Here is a 16,176-nt window from a genome sequence, read left to right as displayed (position 1 = left end):
TGTCATGGATGATGTTGGCAGGTCGTTCGCTGGGGGCCATCATGGAGGCATGTTGACGTTGCTGCTGGGCATCGTGGCTGTGGCCGCCCTAGTGATGATCCTGGTGATCATCGCTAGAGTTCTGGAAGCCGCCCCGCCCCGTCAGGAGCTGCCTCCGCCGCCCCCACAGCTCAAGCAGCGCAGCCCAGCGGAGGAGGAATTACGTCGCCGCTTCGCCGCGGGGGAGATCGATGAAATCGAGTTCATCGAAAAACAGGCAATCCTGCGGATGGATGAGGAAGACGAACGTTAGAACGCTTACTACACCCCGTCGTCGACGGATTCGCGGCGGGCTGGAACACTGGAAGCCGTGAAATCTCCCGACGAGCATTCAGGTATGCAGCAGTCCGCCCGGCTGTTCGAAAGGGCATCGGCAGTAATTCCCGGCGGCGTCAACTCACCAGTTCGCGCGTTCGGCGCTGTGGGAGGGGTGCCGCGCTTCATACGTGAGGCCCGGGGGTGCTGGCTCTTCGACGCGGACGGCAACCGCTACGTCGACTTGGTGTGTTCGTGGGGCCCGATGATTCTGGGGCACGCGCATCCCGCTGTTGTTGAAGCCGTGCGGGAAGCTGCGGTCAAGGGTCTGTCATTCGGTGCGCCCACTGAGGCTGAGGTCGAACTCGCCGAAGAGATCGTCCAGCGTGTCGCTCCCGTCGATCGCGTCCGTCTCGTCAACTCTGGGACCGAAGCGACAATGAGTGCGGTCCGACTGGCTCGCGGCTACACCGGCAGGGCGAAAATCATAAAGTTCGCCGGTTGTTACCACGGTCATGTTGATTCGCTTCTCGCTCACGCCGGTTCGGGTGTCGCCACCTTCGCGCTGCCGACCTCTCCAGGAGTCACAGGCGCCCAGGCGGGCGACACAATCGTGCTGCCTTACAACGACCTGGAGGCCGTGCATCAGGCGTTCGCCGCGCACCCGGGCGAAATTGCAGCAGTGATCACCGAAGCCGCTGTGGGAAACATGGGTGCCGTCGCACCACTCCCCGGCTTCAACGCCGGACTGCAACGTGCGTGCAGCGAAAACGGCGCGCTGCTCATCATGGATGAGGTGATGACGGGTTTCCGGGTGAGCGCGGCAGGCTGGTACGGCCTAGAAGGCGTTGCAGGGGATCTGTACACGTTTGGAAAGGTCATGAGCGGCGGCCTTCCGGCCGCGGCGTTCGGCGGGCGCGCCGACGTGATGGAGCATCTGGCGCCGTCGGGGTCTGTGTATCAGGCCGGCACGCTGTCAGGTAACCCCGTCGCTGTTGCCGCCGGGCTGGCCACTCTGCGGCACGCGACACCAGAGGTGTACGCCGCACTGCGGAAGAATCACGCCGCGTTGCGTGATCTCCTTGCTGAGGCGCTGCGAACGATCGGGATTTCCCATCGCGTGCAATCAGCGGGCACCATGGTGAGCGTGTTCTTCACTGGCGAGCCCGTGCAAAACTATGCACAGGTCAAGGCCAGCGAGACATGGCGGTACCCGGCGTTCTTCCACGCACTGCTTGAGCGCGGGGTGTATGCGCCACCGAGTGCTTTCGAGGCGTGGTTCGTCTCGGCAGCCCTCGACGACGAGGCGTTCGCGGTGATCGCGGATGCGATGCCAGCGGCTGCACGTGCGGCAGCAGAGGCATCACCACCAGAGCCAGTCAGAGCGTGAACCCGCCTGACCGAATTAAAGATCCTTACCAGGAGCGTGAGACGTGACGGACCTCAACGAGCAGTCAGGCCCGCAGCGGGCGGAGTCCACCCGCACGATCGTGCATTTGGTGCGCCACGGTGAGGTGCATAACCCGACCGGGATCCTGTACGGGCGGCTGCCTGGATTTCGTCTCTCCGAGACGGGGCAGGCGCAAGCCAGAACTGTCGCGAAGTCGCTCGCTGAGCATGACATCACTCACGTCGTGGCATCGCCACTGCTGCGGGCACAGCAAACAGCCACACCAATCGCCGACATCCACGGCCTGAACATTCACACCGACGAAGACCTAATCGAAGCTGAGAACGAGTTCGAGGGTCTTCGCGTCTCGGTGGGTGATGGGGCGCTACGGCGGCCACGTCACTGGTGGAAGCTGCGGGATCCCTTCACCCCGTCCTGGGGCGAGCCCTACCTGCAAATCGCGCATCGTATGCTCGCCGCGGTCAACAACGCCCGTGCCGCGGCAGCAGGGCACGAAGCGGTGTGCGTGAGCCACCAGTTGCCGGTGTGGTCGCTGCGCAGATTTCTGCATGGTCAGCGCTTGTGGCATGACCCGCGCAAGCGGCAGTGCTCGCTCGCGTCCCTGACGTCCCTCGTCTATGAAGGCGACGAACTGATAGACATCGTGTACTCGGAACCGGCGGGCAAGTCGGATCCTTCGGTGACTGGGGCATGAGGTCACGGCGGCGGATCAGGCTCGCCGCCGTCGCAGTTGCGTCGGCCGCTGCTCTTACCTTCAGTGCCTGTGCGACCGCCGGTACTGACGCCGTCGTCCAGGGCGGTACGTTCAACTTCGTGTCACCAGGTGGCCAGACGGAGATTCTTTATGATCCTCCCGAGTCACGCGGAACGATTGGGATGCTCGTAGGCCCCTCCCTAGCGGATCCGGACCAGACGATAGAACTTGAAGACTTCGCGGGCCAGGTTGTCGTGCTCAATGTCTGGGGCCAGTGGTGCGCTCCCTGCCGGACCGAGATGCCCGAGTTGCAAGAGGTCTATGACGAAACAAAGGAGCTTGGCGTCCAGTTCCTGGGCATAAACGTGCGCGATCCGCAAATTGATAAAGCGCAGGACTTCGTGACGGACTTCGGTCTGACCTTCCCTTCGATCTATGACCCATCCATGCGGACGCTCATCGCGATGCGCGGTATCCCGACGAGTGTTGTGCCCATGACCTTCGTGCTCGACCGGGAACACCGCGTTGCCGCCGTATTCTTGCGCGATCTCCTCGTTGAAGACCTGCAGCCGGTAGTCGAGCGGGTGGCGCAAGAAGAATGAACTCGATGGTGCTTGCCTCCTCACTCGGGGAAACATTTCAGAACACGGCGGTCGATGGCCCACTGCTACTCGCGCTCGCGGTGTGCATGCTCGCCGGGCTCGTTTCGTTTGCTTCGCCGTGTGTGGTGCCGCTAGTCCCCGGCTATTTGTCGTACCTGGCGGGGCTCGTCGGGGTTGACGCTCCAGAAGTGACTCCGCATGAGGCGTCGCGAACTGCCACGCTCACGAAACTGCGGGACCGAACGCGTTGGCGAGTCGCCGGCGCGGCCGCGTTGTTCGTTAGTGGCTTCACTGTCGTTTTCGTGCTGGCGACTGCATCGATCTTCGGCATGATCAGTGTGCTGAGCCTCAACCGCGAACTTCTGCAGCGGGTCGGCGGCGTTGTGACAATCCTGATGGGTCTCGTATTCATCGGATTCATCCCGCTCCTCCAGCGCGACGCCCGCTTTTCGCCCCGTCACTTCAGCTCTCTGGCCGGCGCTCCGGTGCTGGGAGGCGTGTTCGGCCTGGGCTGGACACCGTGCTTGGGACCGACACTCGCTGGGGTGATCTCCCTCGCTGCGGGGACGGAAGGGTCGACTGCGGCCCGTGGCATCGTCCTGATTGTCGCCTACTGTCTCGGTCTTGGCCTGCCATTTATCGTGCTCGCGTTCGGCTCGGTGTCTGCGCTGCGAGGCGTGGGCTGGCTGCGCCGGCATGGGCGCGAAGTGAAAGTCTTCGGTGGGATCATGCTGATCCTCGTCGGTATCGCGCTGGTCAGCGGCGCATGGGAAGTTTTTGTGAGCTGGGTGAGAGAGGCGTTCATCAGCGACGTGGTACTGCCGATATGACCAAAACGGACGACCGCACAGTGCAACCAGCTCGTCACCGCGTGATCGCATCGCTGAGAAACGCGTGGCGAAACCTGACGAGCATGGGTACGGCGCTGGTGCTGCTTTTCCTGCTCGCTCTCGGGGCGATTCCCGGGGCCTTGCTGCCGCAAAACAGTCTGAACGCCCAGGCTGTTCGCGAGTACATCGCGGAGCGGCCTACTCTCGGGCCGATCCTTGACCAGTTCGGGATGTTCGATGTGTTCAGCAGCTTCTGGTTCACCGCAATCTACGCCCTGCTGTTTGTCTCGCTCGTCGGCTGCATCGTCCCCCGCGCTATCGATCACTGGCATGCGATGCGTGCTTCGGTTGTGCGCGTGCCCCGCAATCTCGGCCGTTTACCCCACCACTCAACGCTCACCCTGCCCGGGACCGCGGACGAGGCTGAAGCCAAAGTCCTCCCGGTGTTCCGCAGGTGGCGTCGAACGGTGCGCAGGGACGGCGACGTCATCGAGATCTCTGCCGAAAAGGGGCATCTCCGCGAGGCAGGCAACCTCGTCTTCCACATTGCGCTGCTGGGTGTGCTCGCCTCTGTCGCGCTGGGCCGAATCTTCGGGTACGAGGGGTCAGTCATTGTGGTTGCGAACGGTGGGCCTGGAATTTGCACAGGCAGCCCCGCCGTCTACGACTCGTTTCGGGCTGGATTGAGCGTAGATGGCACTGATCTGACGCCGTTCTGTGTGCGAGTCAACGACTTCAGGGCTGACTATCTGGCGACAGGACAGGCTGAGATGTTCACGTCGAACATCGAATACCAGGCGGGCGATGACTTACTGACCAACGAGTGGAATCCGTACACCCTGCGAGTGAACGATCCGTTGCGGGTTGAAGGCGACCGCCTGTACCTAATCGGGCATGGCTTCGCGCCGAGGTTCACAGTCACGTTCCCGAACGGTGAATCGCGCAGCGAAACACTCCAGTTCGCACCGGAGGACGCCACCACCTTCTTAAGTAGCGGGGCGATGCGTTTTGACCCGCCGGCTGGTTTGTATCCGGATCAGTCGGAGCGCCGACAGAATCAAATCGCTATCGAGGGACTCTTCGCGCCGACCGCCTTCTTTGAAGGAGATCTGCTGACCTCTGTTTTCCCCGCAATGAACGACCCGGCTGTCGCGATCGACATCTACAAGGGTGACATTGGGCTCGATGCGGGGCGGCCGCAGAACATCTTCAGTCTCGATCAGTCGATGATCGAGCAGGAACGACTGGTTCGGCAGGCACGGGTCAATCTCATGGAGGGGGAAAGCACCACCCTCGATGATGGAACCGAAGTACGCTTCGACGGCGCGGAAGAGTGGGTGTCGCTCCAGGTGTCGCATGATCCTGCACAGGGCTGGGTCCTGGCTTCCGCAATTGCGATGACGCTGGGACTGGTGGTCTCGCTACTGGTGACGCGGCGACGTGTCTGGGTTCGGATCTCACCCGACCTGCACGCCCCAACCGCGGGTGAACGACGTACTGTAGTAGAAATTGGCGGTCTGGCCAGAACGGATCAGGCTGGCTGGGGCAGCGAATTCGAGCGGGTGTGCACGCGCATCTCGGCCCGTCGCTCCCTGGATACGTAGGAAAGGCACGAAGATCTATGGACATCGACCCCGACCTCGCGCGGTACAGCGATCTGACCTTCCAGACCGCGTTCGCTGTGTATGTCCTCGCCATGCTCATGTTTGCGGGTCAATATGCGTCGGCGCGGGTGAAGAAGGCGCACGAGCGCGAACTCGTTGGTGCCGCCGTGACACCACACGGCACACCGGGCCCGCGCGTCGGTCCCGTCGTGCAGCGTTCGTGGCGCGACAAGTTCGGCGGGATGGGCTACGCGCTGATCGTTGTGGGTGCGGTCAGTCAGTTCGCGTCGCTGGTGCTGCGCGGTCTTGCGACCGACCGTTTCCCGCTGGGCAACATGTACGAGTTCACGTCGGCGATGGTTCTCGTCGCGGTGGTCTCCGGGCTGGTCTTCATTCGCAAGCCTGAGCACCGGCCGTTGTGGATCTTCGTACTAGTTCCGGTTGTTCTGCTGGTTTTCCTCTGTGGCACTGTGCTGTACGCGGATGCGGCTCCCGTAGTGCCCGCTCTGCAGTCGTTCTGGCTCCCCATCCATGTGTCTCTCGCGGTCATCGGAAGTGGGCTTTTCCTGGTTTCTGGCGTCGCGAGCTTGATGTTCCTGCTCCGTATCCGGCGGCCTGAGGGTGCAGAGGGCAAGGGATTCTTCGGCCGGATCGCCGAACATCTGCCGAGCGGGCAATCGCTTGACCGGATCGCGTACCGGACGACGGTCATCGCGTTCCCGATCTTCGGCGTCGGTGTCATCTTGGGTGCTGTCTGGGCGGAAGCGGCGTGGGGACGATTCTGGGGCTGGGACCCCAAGGAAACGATGTCCTTCGTGACCTGGATTGTTTACGCCGCATACTTGCACGCGCGGGCCACAGCCGGATGGCGTGACGTGAAAGCAGCATGGATCAACGTCACGGGTTTCGCGATGGTGGTCTTCAATCTGTTCTTCATCAACATGGTTGTTTCTGGCTTGCACTCGTACGCAGGACTGAACTGAGCCAGCCTCGCGAATCGTGAAGTATCTTCCCTCCCTATGAGGGAAAATGCTTCACGATTCCGCGCGGCACGCAGTTCGCGTCTCACATTTTGAGAAGCGGCATAATGTCAGTTTGCGTTCAGGTGAGGTTCTCGCCCTACTCTTCATGTGGCTAATCGGGGGATGGCCACGTAATGGGAATCTGCGCAGTCACTGCGCAGGGCGCTACAGGGGGAGGGGCGGCGATGCCTGCATCAGCCGACAGTCAAACAATATTCGGTCAGGAAACCGACCGTTCAGCCGAGTTTTTTGCCACTGACCAGTTCGGTTATCAGTCCGATAACACGGCTGAGCGTGTGGTGCCCCAGGAGCTGGGGCTCCGGAAACCGGCGCAACCGCGCGGAGTAGAAGCTGGAGCCTTTGAGCCCCCGTCTTCCTGGGATCTGTCCAGCTCCGTTCTGCTCAAGCCAGTGAAGGCCGCGCCACGGCGCGGGTGGCGTAAAGCCGTGTACTCCTGCACAGGCGGAGCGGTGAATCTCGGGGATGGCAGGCGGGAGGCTTACCTCGCTGCCCTCACGAAGCAGCTCAACGCTCCGCTCTACGGATGCCACAAGATCGCAGTGCTGTCCCTCAAGGGTGGCGTGGGGAAAACGACGGTCACCGCCGCTTTGGGCTCGACTTTCGCCTCCCTGCGAGGTGATCGGGTAATCGCGGTCGACGCGAACCCGGACCGCGGCACGCTCTGCAACAAACTTCCGCTCGACACTGACGCGACAGTGCGTGACTTGCTGCAGCAAGGCCCGGACATTCAGCGGTACAGCGACGTCCGGGCGTATACGTCACAGGCGCTCAGCCGTCTTGAGGTTCTTGCTTCGGATACAGACCCAGCCGTATCCGAAGCGTTCAGTGCGGACGATTACGGCCGTGTCCTCGATGTCCTCGAGCGTTTCTACAATCTGGTCCTCACGGATTGCGGAACAGGGCTCATGCACTCCGCGATGTCTGGGGTGCTCAGCAACGCGGATGCGCTGATCATCATCAGCTCTGGCTCGGTCGATGGTGCGCGCAGTGCGTCGGCAACGATGGACTGGCTGGAAGCCCATGGATATGCCGACCTGGTGACACGGTCGGTGACAGTGATCAACGCGGCGCGGCCGAAGGCGGGGAAAGTCGACCTCGATCGGGTGATCGAGCATTTTGCTCGGCGCAGCCGTACCGTGCGGTTGCTGCCATTTGATGCGCATCTCGAAGAGGGCGCTGAGATCGATATGGAGCGGCTGCGGCCTGCGACAAGGATCGCCTTGATGGAACTCGCGGCAACGATGGCCGAAGGATTCGGTCAACGCTAGTCAGTTTCCAGGCGAAACGCGTGTGAGCACCGCCATGAGCGCCGGGGTGACCCGCGACGGTGGCTGGTGCTCACACGCGTTTCGCTACTAGCGTCCTACCTGGAACTCAGTGCTCCGGGTTGGGTGACTCATTCCCGTCACTATGGGGCCCTGACTTGTCGCGACGAACGTCTCTGCCAAGCCTCCACAGGAAATCCGGATCGTCATCGGGGCCCATTGAGCGCGGAACATTGTCGGTACGCCCGAGAAGTGAGGGGCCGAAGGCCCGCCACATCAGAATTGCGAGCGTTATCAGCCCGATCAACGCCAAAATGTAAATCACGACGCACCTCCTCACTACGAGAGTAGCTGCCTTAGCGCACTGCGTGCTAGAAGGCGTGGTGGGAGGCGTGCTCCGGCGCGGTTTGAATGTAGCCGGTACTAGTGGTGCGCCTCAGAGGTCAGGCGAGCATGGAGCTCGCGTACCTCGGATTCGCGGAAGCGGCGATGCCCACCGGGCGTGCGCAGCGAACCGAGGCGTCCCGCCAGTGCCCAGCGAGAGACCGTCTTCGGGTCGACGCTGAAGAGGGACGCGACCTGGCCAGGGGTGAGGAGGCGTTCAGTGTTATCGAATCCAATGGCTGTCATCTATGTGCTCCTTCGGTTTGTGACCGCGTGGACAAAGCCATATTGACACCAAAACCCCCAGGTACTCGAACGGTCTGTCGTTGGTAAAGGGGAGGTAAGCGACCAAGCGGGCAATTCACCCCGCGAGAAACTAGGTAGCCTATGGGGGTGAGTGAATCGACACAGGACGCCCACCAGACTCCTGAATCTGCAGTAACGCCTGAACAACCCGTGTATACGCGCCGCGGGCTCGCGCGTGACGTCTTGCTCTTTACCCTCGCCAGAATCGTTCTGGCTGCCGTGCTGACTGCCGCGATAGTCGGAATCGGCATGCTTTTCGGCGTCGAGGTTTACCTTCTCGTTGCACTGCTTTTCGCGGTGATCATCGCGATGCCGCTGTCGATTGTGTTGTTCCGGCCGCTGAGGTTCCGGATTACGAGCGCGATCGCCGCGATCGACGAGCAGCGCCGCCGCGACCGTGCGGAACTGGAAGCCAAGCTCCGTTCCGGACGCGCCAGTGACAGTCGGTGAACCAGGGCTTTGTGCCGGTGACCTGATTGTCGACCGTTCCCCGGCGCGCTCCTGGGCTGACGATGCGGTCCGGCTGATCGAGGCGGACGCGCAGCGAAGCGCGGACACGCACCTGCTGCGTTACCCCTTGCCCGAGCAGTGGCCTGGCTCGGCGGCGCGGATTCAGGTGTATCTCAAAGATGAATCGACGCACATCACGGGGAGCTTGAAGCACCGGCTGGCGCGGTCGCTGTTTCTCTACGGGCTCTGTAACGGCTGGATCAGCGCCGACACAACTGTCATTGAGGCATCCTCCGGCTCGACGGCAGTCTCCGAGGCGTACTTTGCACGGTTGCTGGGCCTCGATTTTGTCGCCGTAATGCCGTCGGGCACCAGTCCCGCGAAGATTGCCCTGATCGAGGCGCACGGCGGCCGGTGCCATCTGGTGAATGACTCCGCAATGATCTACGCCGAGGCGCAGCGCCTCGCAAGTGAGACGGGCGGTCACTACCTCGATCAGTTTACGAACGCAGAACGTGCGACGGACTGGCGTGGCAACAACAACATCGCTGAATCAATGTTCACCCAGCTCCAGCATGAAGAACACCCGATTCCGGACTGGATCGTCGTGGGTGCTGGTACCGGCGGAACAAGCGCGACTATCGGCCGGTACATCCGCTATCGCCGCCACCACACTCGCCTCTGTGTTGTGGACCCAGAGAATTCGGTGTTCTTCGACTCGTGGCGTACCGGTGATCCGACCCTCACGGCCCCCTGCAGTTCCCGGATAGAAGGGATCGGACGGCCGCGTGCTGAACCGTCGTTCATTCCTGAAGTGGTCGATCGGATGGTCAAGGTTCCAGATGCGGCCTCGATCGCCGCAGCGCGGTATGCAAGCAGTCAGCTTGGGCGCCGGGTGGGTGGCTCAACTGGAACCAACTTGTGGGGGGTTTTCAGCCTTGTCGCGCAGATGGCCGCGCAGGGCCGGAGTGGGAGCGTGGTGACGCTGCTCTGCGACGCGGGTGACCGGTACTCCGGCACCTATTTCGACGACGAGTGGGTCAATCAGGAAGGCTTGGACCTCTCGGGTGCTGAAGCCGTGCTCGCGGAGTTCAGCGCCACTGGCAGATGGGCCACGCATGGGTGAGGCGGTGCGCTTCGCGAACGTCGTTCGTGAATACCAGGTGGGTGGCCAAATTGTGCGCGCACTCGATGGCGTAGATCTCAGCCTTGAGGGCGGTCAGTTCGTCTCTATCGTGGGGCCGTCAGGCGCGGGCAAGAGCACGCTCCTGCATCTCATGGGTGGCCTCGACCAGCCCACAGAGGGAACGGTGACGGTTGGCGGGGCTGATATCGGCGCCCTGTCCGATGAGGGTCTCGCTGAATTCCGGCGGCACCGGATCGGTTTCGTTTTCCAGTTCTTCAATCTTCTGCCCACGCTCACAGCGTGGGAGAACGTAGCGGTGCCGCGGCTGCTGGACGGGCGGACACTGAGTTCAGCGCGCGCAGACGCGATAGCGCTGCTCGAACGCGTGGGGCTGGGAGAACGCGTCAATCACAAGCCCGCAGAGCTCTCGGGAGGACAGATGCAGCGGGTCGCAGTTGCGCGTGCGCTCATCAACAACCCTCCGCTCATCCTGGCTGATGAGCCGACTGGAAATCTCGACTCGAAAACCGGGCACGGAATACTCGCGCTTCTGTCGGAGGTGGCGCACGGTGGTGCAGACCGTCTCGTCGTGATGGTGACTCACGACAGCAGTGCCGCCGCCGTGACGGACCGAACAATCACGATGCGTGACGGGCGGCTCGACGGCTCCCACACTGGAACGCAGTAGCGGTGAGAGCAGTGGGGAAGCCCGTGAGCAGAGCGGCGCTGGGGAGATGGTGGCTCCTCCACCTGCGTGAACTTATCGCCCGCCCAATACGTTCGGCGATCTCGATCGGTGTCATTGCTGTTTCCTCTGCCCTGCTCGTCGCGGTCCTTTCGACTTATGGGTCGCTGACCGGGTCTGTGGATCGCCTCTCTCAGGCCGTCGCGGGGGATGCTGCCCTCGAAGTCACCGCGATCGCGGATACCGGTTTCGACGACCGGGTCCTGCCGCTGGTGCGGCGTGTGCCGGGGGTTGAGACAGCTGCGCCGCTGCTCTGGGCGCCGGTCGCGTATGAGGGCCGGGGGACGCTGATTTTCGGTGCGGATCAATCTGCGGGCGCGCTTGGCGGCGATCTTGTTGGTGCGGTCGATGGTGATCTCCAGCAGTTGGCGCCGGAGTTGCTGGGTGGCGGTGTGATCGCCGGTCCAGGAGCCGGTGTCCAGGTCGGCGACGTGCTCCGGCTCCCGGGGGGCGAAGCCGAGGTGATCCAGGTCTCCAGCGATCCCGCTGCCAGACCGATCAACGGCGGGAATTTCCTCGTCACCGCGTTACCGGTCGCGCAGCGGCTGGCGGGGCGTGAGGGCACGCTGGACTCGATCTTTATCATTCCCGAACCTGGGGTTCCAGTGAGTTCGCTGCAGGACCGGGTCACTGCGGCGATCGACGGCAGGGCGCTGGTCGCTGAGCCAGAGTTCCGCGCTGCGCAGGCAGGTACATCCATCGCGCTGACTCGTGACTCCACTTTGCTCGTCGCCCTGATCGGGCTCGTTGTCGCTGGCTTTCTTGTTTTCAACTCGATGAACATGACAGTTGCCCAGCGGCGTCCCGCGATCGCGACGCTCCGGGCGCTCGGAGCTCAACGGGCGGTAATTGTTCGCGGACTCGTCGGCGAGGCCGCGTTGATAGGCCTCATCGGTGGTGTCGCCGGAATCCCGCTGGGTGCGGTGATGGGGGAACTCGCCGTCGGCCGGGTACCGCCGGTCCTCGTGCAATCCTTCAGCGGGGAAGTGGTGTTCGCGGTTCAGTGGTATGCGCCCATCGTCGCGCTGATTCTCTGTGTCGGGGCGAGCGTTGTCGCGTCCGCGGTCGCGGCACGCCAAGTCTTTTCCGTGGCCCCGGTCGAAGCGCTGCAACCAGCGGATGTGGTGACAGCCGAGGTTCACTCAGACTCGTGGACCATCCCCGCGCTCATCGCTGGCGCCGTGACGATGGCTGCGGCCGTCGTGATGGCGTTCAGTTTCAATGACCGTAAGGCCCTGCTCGCGGGCGCCCTTTTCGCGGTCGGGATTCTCGGGCTCTGCTACGGGCTGATCAAATTGATCGGGGCCTTGACATCGCGTGTGGCGGGCGCGTGCGGTCCGGCAGGCCGCCTGGGTGCAGAATCAGCATCCCGGGCACCGCGCCGCGTGTGGGCCACCGCGATGACCGTGATGATCGCGGTGGCGGTCGCGGTCTCGACAACGGGCTCGATGCGTAATCTGGTTGAGTCTGCTGGCGGGCTCGTCTCGTCGCTCGCAGACGCCGACTTCTACTTGACGACAGCGCCTGTCGATAACGTACCCGCTGGTCCGGTGGTCCCAGATGGAGTGCTCGACGACGTCGCAGCAATTCCTGGGATATCCCGGGCCACTCCCGGCCAATGGGCATATGCCAATCTCGGGGCGCCCGACAGCGCGCCCCTGAAGGTGATGGTGCTTGGTGCCAGCGAAGGGTCGACGGCTCCTGCTCTGACCGCGATGACTCCGGAAATGCGGCAGCAAGTTCTCGGCGGCGATGGAATTGCGCTTTCACGGCAGCTAGCCCGATCGCTGGACGTCGATGTGGGCGACTCCATTGATGTCGCCACCCCGTCGGGGCTGCAGCGGGGCGACGTCGTCGGGGTGGTCGATTATCTGGCTGTGGGAGCCGGCATGATCGCGATGGATCTGCCGCGGATGCAGCAGTGGTACGAGCGTGACGGCGCGACGTTTATTGAAGCCGCAGTGGCGGCTGACGCTGACCGTGCTGAGGTGGTCAGCGCTGTCGAATCGGTGCTGCCCGAAGGGGTTTTTCTCCAGACGGGTGAGGAGGCATTCCTTTCAGCCCGCCAGGCAACGGAACAGGCGGGAGCGCTGGCAGTCGGTGTGCAGTGGATCGTCGCACTGGTCGCAGCCGTTGCGCTCCTCAACACGCTTATGCTTTCGGTCCTGGACAGGCGCAGGGAACTCGGGGTTCTTCGCGCGATGGGTGCCAGCCGTAAGTTCATTTCCCGGACCGTTCTGTACGAGGCCCTTGCGGTCGGGGTGGTTGGCGGCGCGATGGGACTCCTGTTCGGCACAGCGCTTCACTACATCGCGACGGTTGCGCTTTCCGCGACAACTGCGGTGCAGATCAACTTTGCGCTCGTGCCGGTGGCCGGACTCTACGCGGCGGCGGCACTGCTTCTCGCGCTCGGCGGTGCGCTCGTGCCAGCGTGGCGAGCGGGACGAATGGACATCATCAGCGCAGTGAGCGCGGATTAGCGATCAGCGTGTCACGATAGACGCATGCTGTTCATTGCAAGCTTGGTGATTAACTCATTCGCCATTTGGCTCGCCGCAGAGTGGATTACAGGGATCTCACTCCGGCTGCCCGGAGATTCTATCGGTGCTGACGCGATCGTGATCGTGCTGATCGGTCTCGTCTTCACGCTCGTCAACATGGTGGTCAAGCCGGTCGTGAAGCTCTTGTCGCTACCGCTTGTGATCCTCACGCTTGGCTTGTTCCTGCTGGTCATCAACGCCTTGATGTTGCTGCTCACGGAATGGGTGACCAGTTACTTCGACTACGGCATCGACATCGCTGGATTCTGGGCCGCGTTCTGGGGTGCCCTGCTGATCGCGATCGTCAACTTCGTACTCGGAATGGTCGTGCCAGGTAAACGCTGATCAAGCGAACAGTCCGACGCCGACGCCTGCAGAGAAACGCACGGTGTAACCCGAAGATCCGTGTGTATTTCCCAGCAGGCGCGGGGTGTGGGAGTGGGCCTCAGTTGGCAGGCAAGATGCGCAGGCCCGCGATGGCGTGTACAGCGAGCAGTGCTGCGACGAAAACGCCCGCCCACATCGGTGAAGCCAGACTCCAGACGGAATAGGCTGCAATCGCGAACACGGCGACTTTGACGACGAGCCGCGCGGGCGGATGATCGAAGTACGGTCGTTCAGCGGCGAAGAGAAACCATGCAGCCCCAGCGGCCGCTACAGCTAGTACGCCGAACGCAATCCCTGCGGCCGTTCCGGAGAGTGCAGCGCCCGCTGACCACGCCAGCACGCCGATCGCGGCGAGCGCTATGAGTTCCAGTACAAAAAGCACGGCGAGAACCGTGCCCACAGCAAGTGTGAGCAGCATCATCGATCCTTAACTGAGATTCAGGCCAACCGCGACAAGAACCGACCACGCCAGCATCGCCAGGCCGGTGTCGCGAAGTACGGGGATGAGTTCCAGACCCTTTCGCCCGGTCCGCACCGGCAGGTGCGCCCGGACCGCCAACGGCGCGGCAGCGAGCGCGATCAACGCAGCCGCGCTGTCAAACGCCAGGGCAAGCGTAAGCAGGAAGGGGATCGCGAGTAACACGACATGCAGTGTCCGCGTGCGGGCGTCTCCAAGCCGGACCGCAAGCGTGTTCTTCCCGGCAGCGGCGTCTGTTTCGATGTCTCGAAGATTGTTGGCTACGAGCACGGCGCTAGAGAAGCAACCGACGCTGATCGCACAGAGCAACCCGACCCAGCTGATAGTTCCAGCCTGCACAAACTGGGTACCGAGTACTGCGACCAAGCCGAAGAAGACGAATACTGCGACCTCGCCGAACCCCAGATATCCATAGGGTTTGCGCCCGCCTGTGTAGAACCACGCACCGGCGACGCACGCCGCACCCACGAGGATCAGCCACCACGCTGACGTTAGGGCAAGGACTACACCTGCAACGGCGGCGATTCCGAAAGCAGCGAACGCCGCGTTCTTGACCGCGGTGGGGGTGGCGGCACCGGATCCCACCAGCCGCATCGGGCCCACCCGGACATCGTCGGTACCCCGGACGCCGTCCGAGTAGTCGTTGGCATAGTTCACCGCCACGATCAGCGCGAGCGAAACTACGAGGGCGAGCAGGGCTTTCCACCACACTGCAGCACCCAGCGCCCCGGCTGCGCCTGTCCCGGCGATCACCGGTGCTATCGCATTGGGCAAAGTGCGGGGCCGAGCCCCTTCAATCCATTCCGCTGTGGACGCCATGGTGTCATTTTCTCAGTTCTGCAGCATATTTCGCAGAGCGGCGCGGTCTACCTTGCCGGAACTAAGGAGAGGCAGGTCACTCATGATGAAGATCTGCCGTGGCGCGGCGGTCGAATCAAGCTGATCGGTGACAGCGCGGCGAGCCTCGGCCAGACTCACAGTGGTTCCCGGTACAGCGACAATCGCCGCCACTACCCGCTCACCCAGACGAGGATCGCGAAGGCCCACGACCGCGCACTCCCGGACCGAGGGAAGCTTGGCCAGGGCCGACTCGACGACTTGAGGAACGATTGTCAGACCACCAGTCGAGATCGCTTCGTCGAGCCGTCCGTGCACCGTCAGGATGCCTCCTGACAACGATCCGGCGTCGTCAGTGCGAAACCAGCCCGCTTCACCAAAAGCGGGATGGCCGGGGAGGTTCCGGTAACCGGCCGCAAGCATCTTCCCGCCAAGGACGACGCGACCGTTGTCGATCCGGACACGAGCGCCCTCGAGGGGGACGCCGTCGTACACGCACCCACCGCACGTTTCGCTCATCCCGTAGGTTCGGATAACCGGAATGCTGAGCTCGTGCGCCTGCGCACTGACGTTCGGCGGAAGCGCTGCTCCGCCGATGAGGACTGCACTGCATTCGCGAAGTGCCGCAACGGCTGCTGGGTATCCGATCGCCTTGATGAGCTGCCCGGGAACCAGGGAGACGTAAAGCGGTCCAGGCTCGCGTGCCGCTCGCTGAACGGTAGTGGCGAATCCTGCCGGGTCGAACCCGTTGCGCACGTCGATGACCACCGGAGTGGTCCCGGAGATGATCGCGCGCAACAACACCTGCAGACCCGCGATGTGATGAGGGGGAAGCGCAAGTACCCAGCGTCCCGGCCCGCCAATCCGATCATGAGAGGCGTCGATACTCGCGCGCAGCGCCGACGCTGTAACCATCGCACCTTTCGGTGTCCCGGTGGTTCCTGAGGTAGCCACGACCAGACTGATGGCGGGGTCGATCGGCTCATCGGCGCCCAGTGCGGCTGTCAAGCGGCGGGCTTCGCGTTCGTCGTATTCGGGCACGGGCAGCCACGACGCCTGACCGTTCAGCGCTTTCTCAAGATGTGGCAGCAGCCCCAACACTGATTTTCCTGCCGGAATGGGAAGCGTGCGCAGAATGGTCACGCCACGATGCTCCCACGCCGCCTGTAAGTCGATACAG

The 16,176-nt window shown here is 62.9% G+C and carries 18 protein-coding genes; 13 read left to right on the top strand and 5 right to left on the bottom strand.

From position 1 onward, the window contains the following. Window positions 1-4: 4 nt before the first annotated feature. The 8 genes from FHU29_RS10745 (at window position 5) to FHU29_RS10710 (ending at window position 7,746) form a co-directional block, all read left to right on the top strand. A complete protein-coding gene (locus FHU29_RS10745) occupies window positions 5-292 on the top strand; it encodes an SHOCT domain-containing protein (RefSeq protein WP_064442354.1) in 288 nt (95 codons plus the stop codon). An 84-nt stretch (window positions 293-376) separates the two neighbouring features. After that, window positions 377-1,684, top strand: a complete 1,308-nt coding sequence (gene hemL / locus FHU29_RS10740) for a glutamate-1-semialdehyde 2,1-aminomutase (RefSeq protein ID WP_064442353.1) — start codon at window positions 377-379, stop codon at window positions 1,682-1,684. Window positions 1,685-1,727: 43 nt separating this feature from the next. Next, window positions 1,728-2,399, top strand: coding sequence for a histidine phosphatase family protein (locus tag FHU29_RS10735; protein ID WP_064442352.1), 672 nt, complete (start codon window positions 1,728-1,730; stop codon window positions 2,397-2,399). Next, window positions 2,396-3,001, top strand: a complete 606-nt coding sequence (locus FHU29_RS10730) for a TlpA disulfide reductase family protein (RefSeq protein WP_064442351.1) — start codon at window positions 2,396-2,398, stop codon at window positions 2,999-3,001. The genes FHU29_RS10735 and FHU29_RS10730 overlap by 4 nt, the downstream gene beginning before the upstream one ends. Next, on the top strand, window positions 2,998-3,831 hold the full coding sequence (locus tag FHU29_RS10725) for a cytochrome c biogenesis CcdA family protein (RefSeq protein ID WP_423785870.1): 834 nt from the start codon (window positions 2,998-3,000) through the stop codon (window positions 3,829-3,831). Before FHU29_RS10730 ends, FHU29_RS10725 begins: the two co-directional genes overlap by 4 nt. Further along, window positions 3,828-5,435, top strand: a complete 1,608-nt coding sequence (gene resB, locus FHU29_RS10720; RefSeq protein ID WP_064442349.1) for a cytochrome c biogenesis protein ResB — start codon at window positions 3,828-3,830, stop codon at window positions 5,433-5,435. The genes FHU29_RS10725 and resB overlap by 4 nt, the downstream gene beginning before the upstream one ends. 17 nt (window positions 5,436-5,452) lie before the next feature. Continuing rightward, a complete protein-coding gene (ccsB, locus tag FHU29_RS10715) occupies window positions 5,453-6,418 on the top strand; it encodes a c-type cytochrome biogenesis protein CcsB (protein ID WP_064442348.1) in 966 nt (321 codons plus the stop codon). A 173-nt stretch (window positions 6,419-6,591) separates the two neighbouring features. Beyond that, window positions 6,592-7,746 (top strand): MinD/ParA family ATP-binding protein, encoded by a 1,155-nt coding sequence (locus tag FHU29_RS10710; RefSeq protein ID WP_423785869.1) that lies wholly within the window; start codon window positions 6,592-6,594, stop codon window positions 7,744-7,746. Between the two features lie 106 nt (window positions 7,747-7,852). Here FHU29_RS10710 and FHU29_RS10705 read toward each other — a convergent pair whose 3' ends face one another. Both FHU29_RS10705 and FHU29_RS10700 read right to left on the bottom strand, forming a co-directional pair. Next, window positions 7,853-8,068: a hypothetical protein gene (locus tag FHU29_RS10705; RefSeq protein ID WP_013805177.1), complete on the bottom strand. Its 216-nt coding sequence runs from the start codon at window positions 8,066-8,068 to the stop codon at window positions 7,853-7,855. Between the two features lie 98 nt (window positions 8,069-8,166). Next, window positions 8,167-8,373 (bottom strand): BldC family transcriptional regulator, encoded by a 207-nt coding sequence (locus tag FHU29_RS10700; protein WP_013805178.1) that lies wholly within the window; start codon window positions 8,371-8,373, stop codon window positions 8,167-8,169. 147 nt (window positions 8,374-8,520) lie between these two features. On the opposite strand from FHU29_RS10700, the gene FHU29_RS10695 reads away from it, so the two are divergent. The 5 genes from FHU29_RS10695 to FHU29_RS10675 are packed head-to-tail and all read left to right on the top strand — an operon-like array spanning window position 8,521 to window position 13,639. Next, on the top strand, window positions 8,521-8,883 hold the full coding sequence (locus tag FHU29_RS10695) for a DUF4229 domain-containing protein (protein ID WP_183377534.1): 363 nt from the start codon (window positions 8,521-8,523) through the stop codon (window positions 8,881-8,883). Continuing rightward, complete coding sequence (gene cds1 / locus FHU29_RS10690) at window positions 8,870-10,009, top strand: L-cysteine desulfhydrase Cds1 (RefSeq protein WP_064442345.1); 1,140 nt, start codon at window positions 8,870-8,872, stop codon at window positions 10,007-10,009. The genes FHU29_RS10695 and cds1 overlap by 14 nt, the downstream gene beginning before the upstream one ends. Further along, window positions 10,002-10,697 carry an ABC transporter ATP-binding protein gene (locus FHU29_RS10685; RefSeq protein WP_064442344.1) on the top strand — a complete coding sequence of 232 codons (696 nt, stop codon included), beginning with the start codon at window positions 10,002-10,004 and terminating at the stop codon, window positions 10,695-10,697. The genes cds1 and FHU29_RS10685 overlap by 8 nt, the downstream gene beginning before the upstream one ends. A gap of 23 nt (window positions 10,698-10,720) precedes the next feature. Further along, on the top strand, window positions 10,721-13,234 hold the full coding sequence (locus FHU29_RS10680) for an FtsX-like permease family protein (RefSeq protein WP_157095391.1): 2,514 nt from the start codon (window positions 10,721-10,723) through the stop codon (window positions 13,232-13,234). Between the two features lie 24 nt (window positions 13,235-13,258). Further along, complete coding sequence (locus tag FHU29_RS10675; protein WP_013805183.1) at window positions 13,259-13,639, top strand: phage holin family protein; 381 nt, start codon at window positions 13,259-13,261, stop codon at window positions 13,637-13,639. 100 nt (window positions 13,640-13,739) lie between these two features. Here the strand turns inward: FHU29_RS10675 and FHU29_RS10670 are convergent, their stop codons facing one another. Genes FHU29_RS10670 through menE form a run of 3 tightly spaced genes read right to left on the bottom strand, consistent with a single transcriptional unit; the run spans window position 13,740 to window position 16,097 of the window. Continuing rightward, window positions 13,740-14,102, bottom strand: coding sequence for a YrdB family protein (locus tag FHU29_RS10670; protein WP_083962546.1), 363 nt, complete (start codon window positions 14,100-14,102; stop codon window positions 13,740-13,742). A gap of 6 nt (window positions 14,103-14,108) precedes the next feature. Further along, the gene (locus FHU29_RS10665) at window positions 14,109-14,978 is read right to left on the bottom strand and encodes a 1,4-dihydroxy-2-naphthoate polyprenyltransferase (protein WP_064442341.1); all 870 of its coding nucleotides are present in this window, start codon (window positions 14,976-14,978) and stop codon (window positions 14,109-14,111) included. A gap of 12 nt (window positions 14,979-14,990) precedes the next feature. Continuing rightward, on the bottom strand, window positions 14,991-16,097 hold the full coding sequence (menE, locus tag FHU29_RS10660) for an o-succinylbenzoate--CoA ligase (RefSeq protein ID WP_423785875.1): 1,107 nt from the start codon (window positions 16,095-16,097) through the stop codon (window positions 14,991-14,993). Between the last annotated feature and the right edge of the window lie 79 nt (window positions 16,098-16,176).

Source organism: Hoyosella altamirensis, from assembly GCF_014191505.1.
Lineage (GTDB): Bacteria > Actinomycetota > Actinomycetes > Mycobacteriales > Mycobacteriaceae > Hoyosella > Hoyosella altamirensis.
This window is presented reverse-complemented; position numbering and strand designations above follow the sequence as displayed.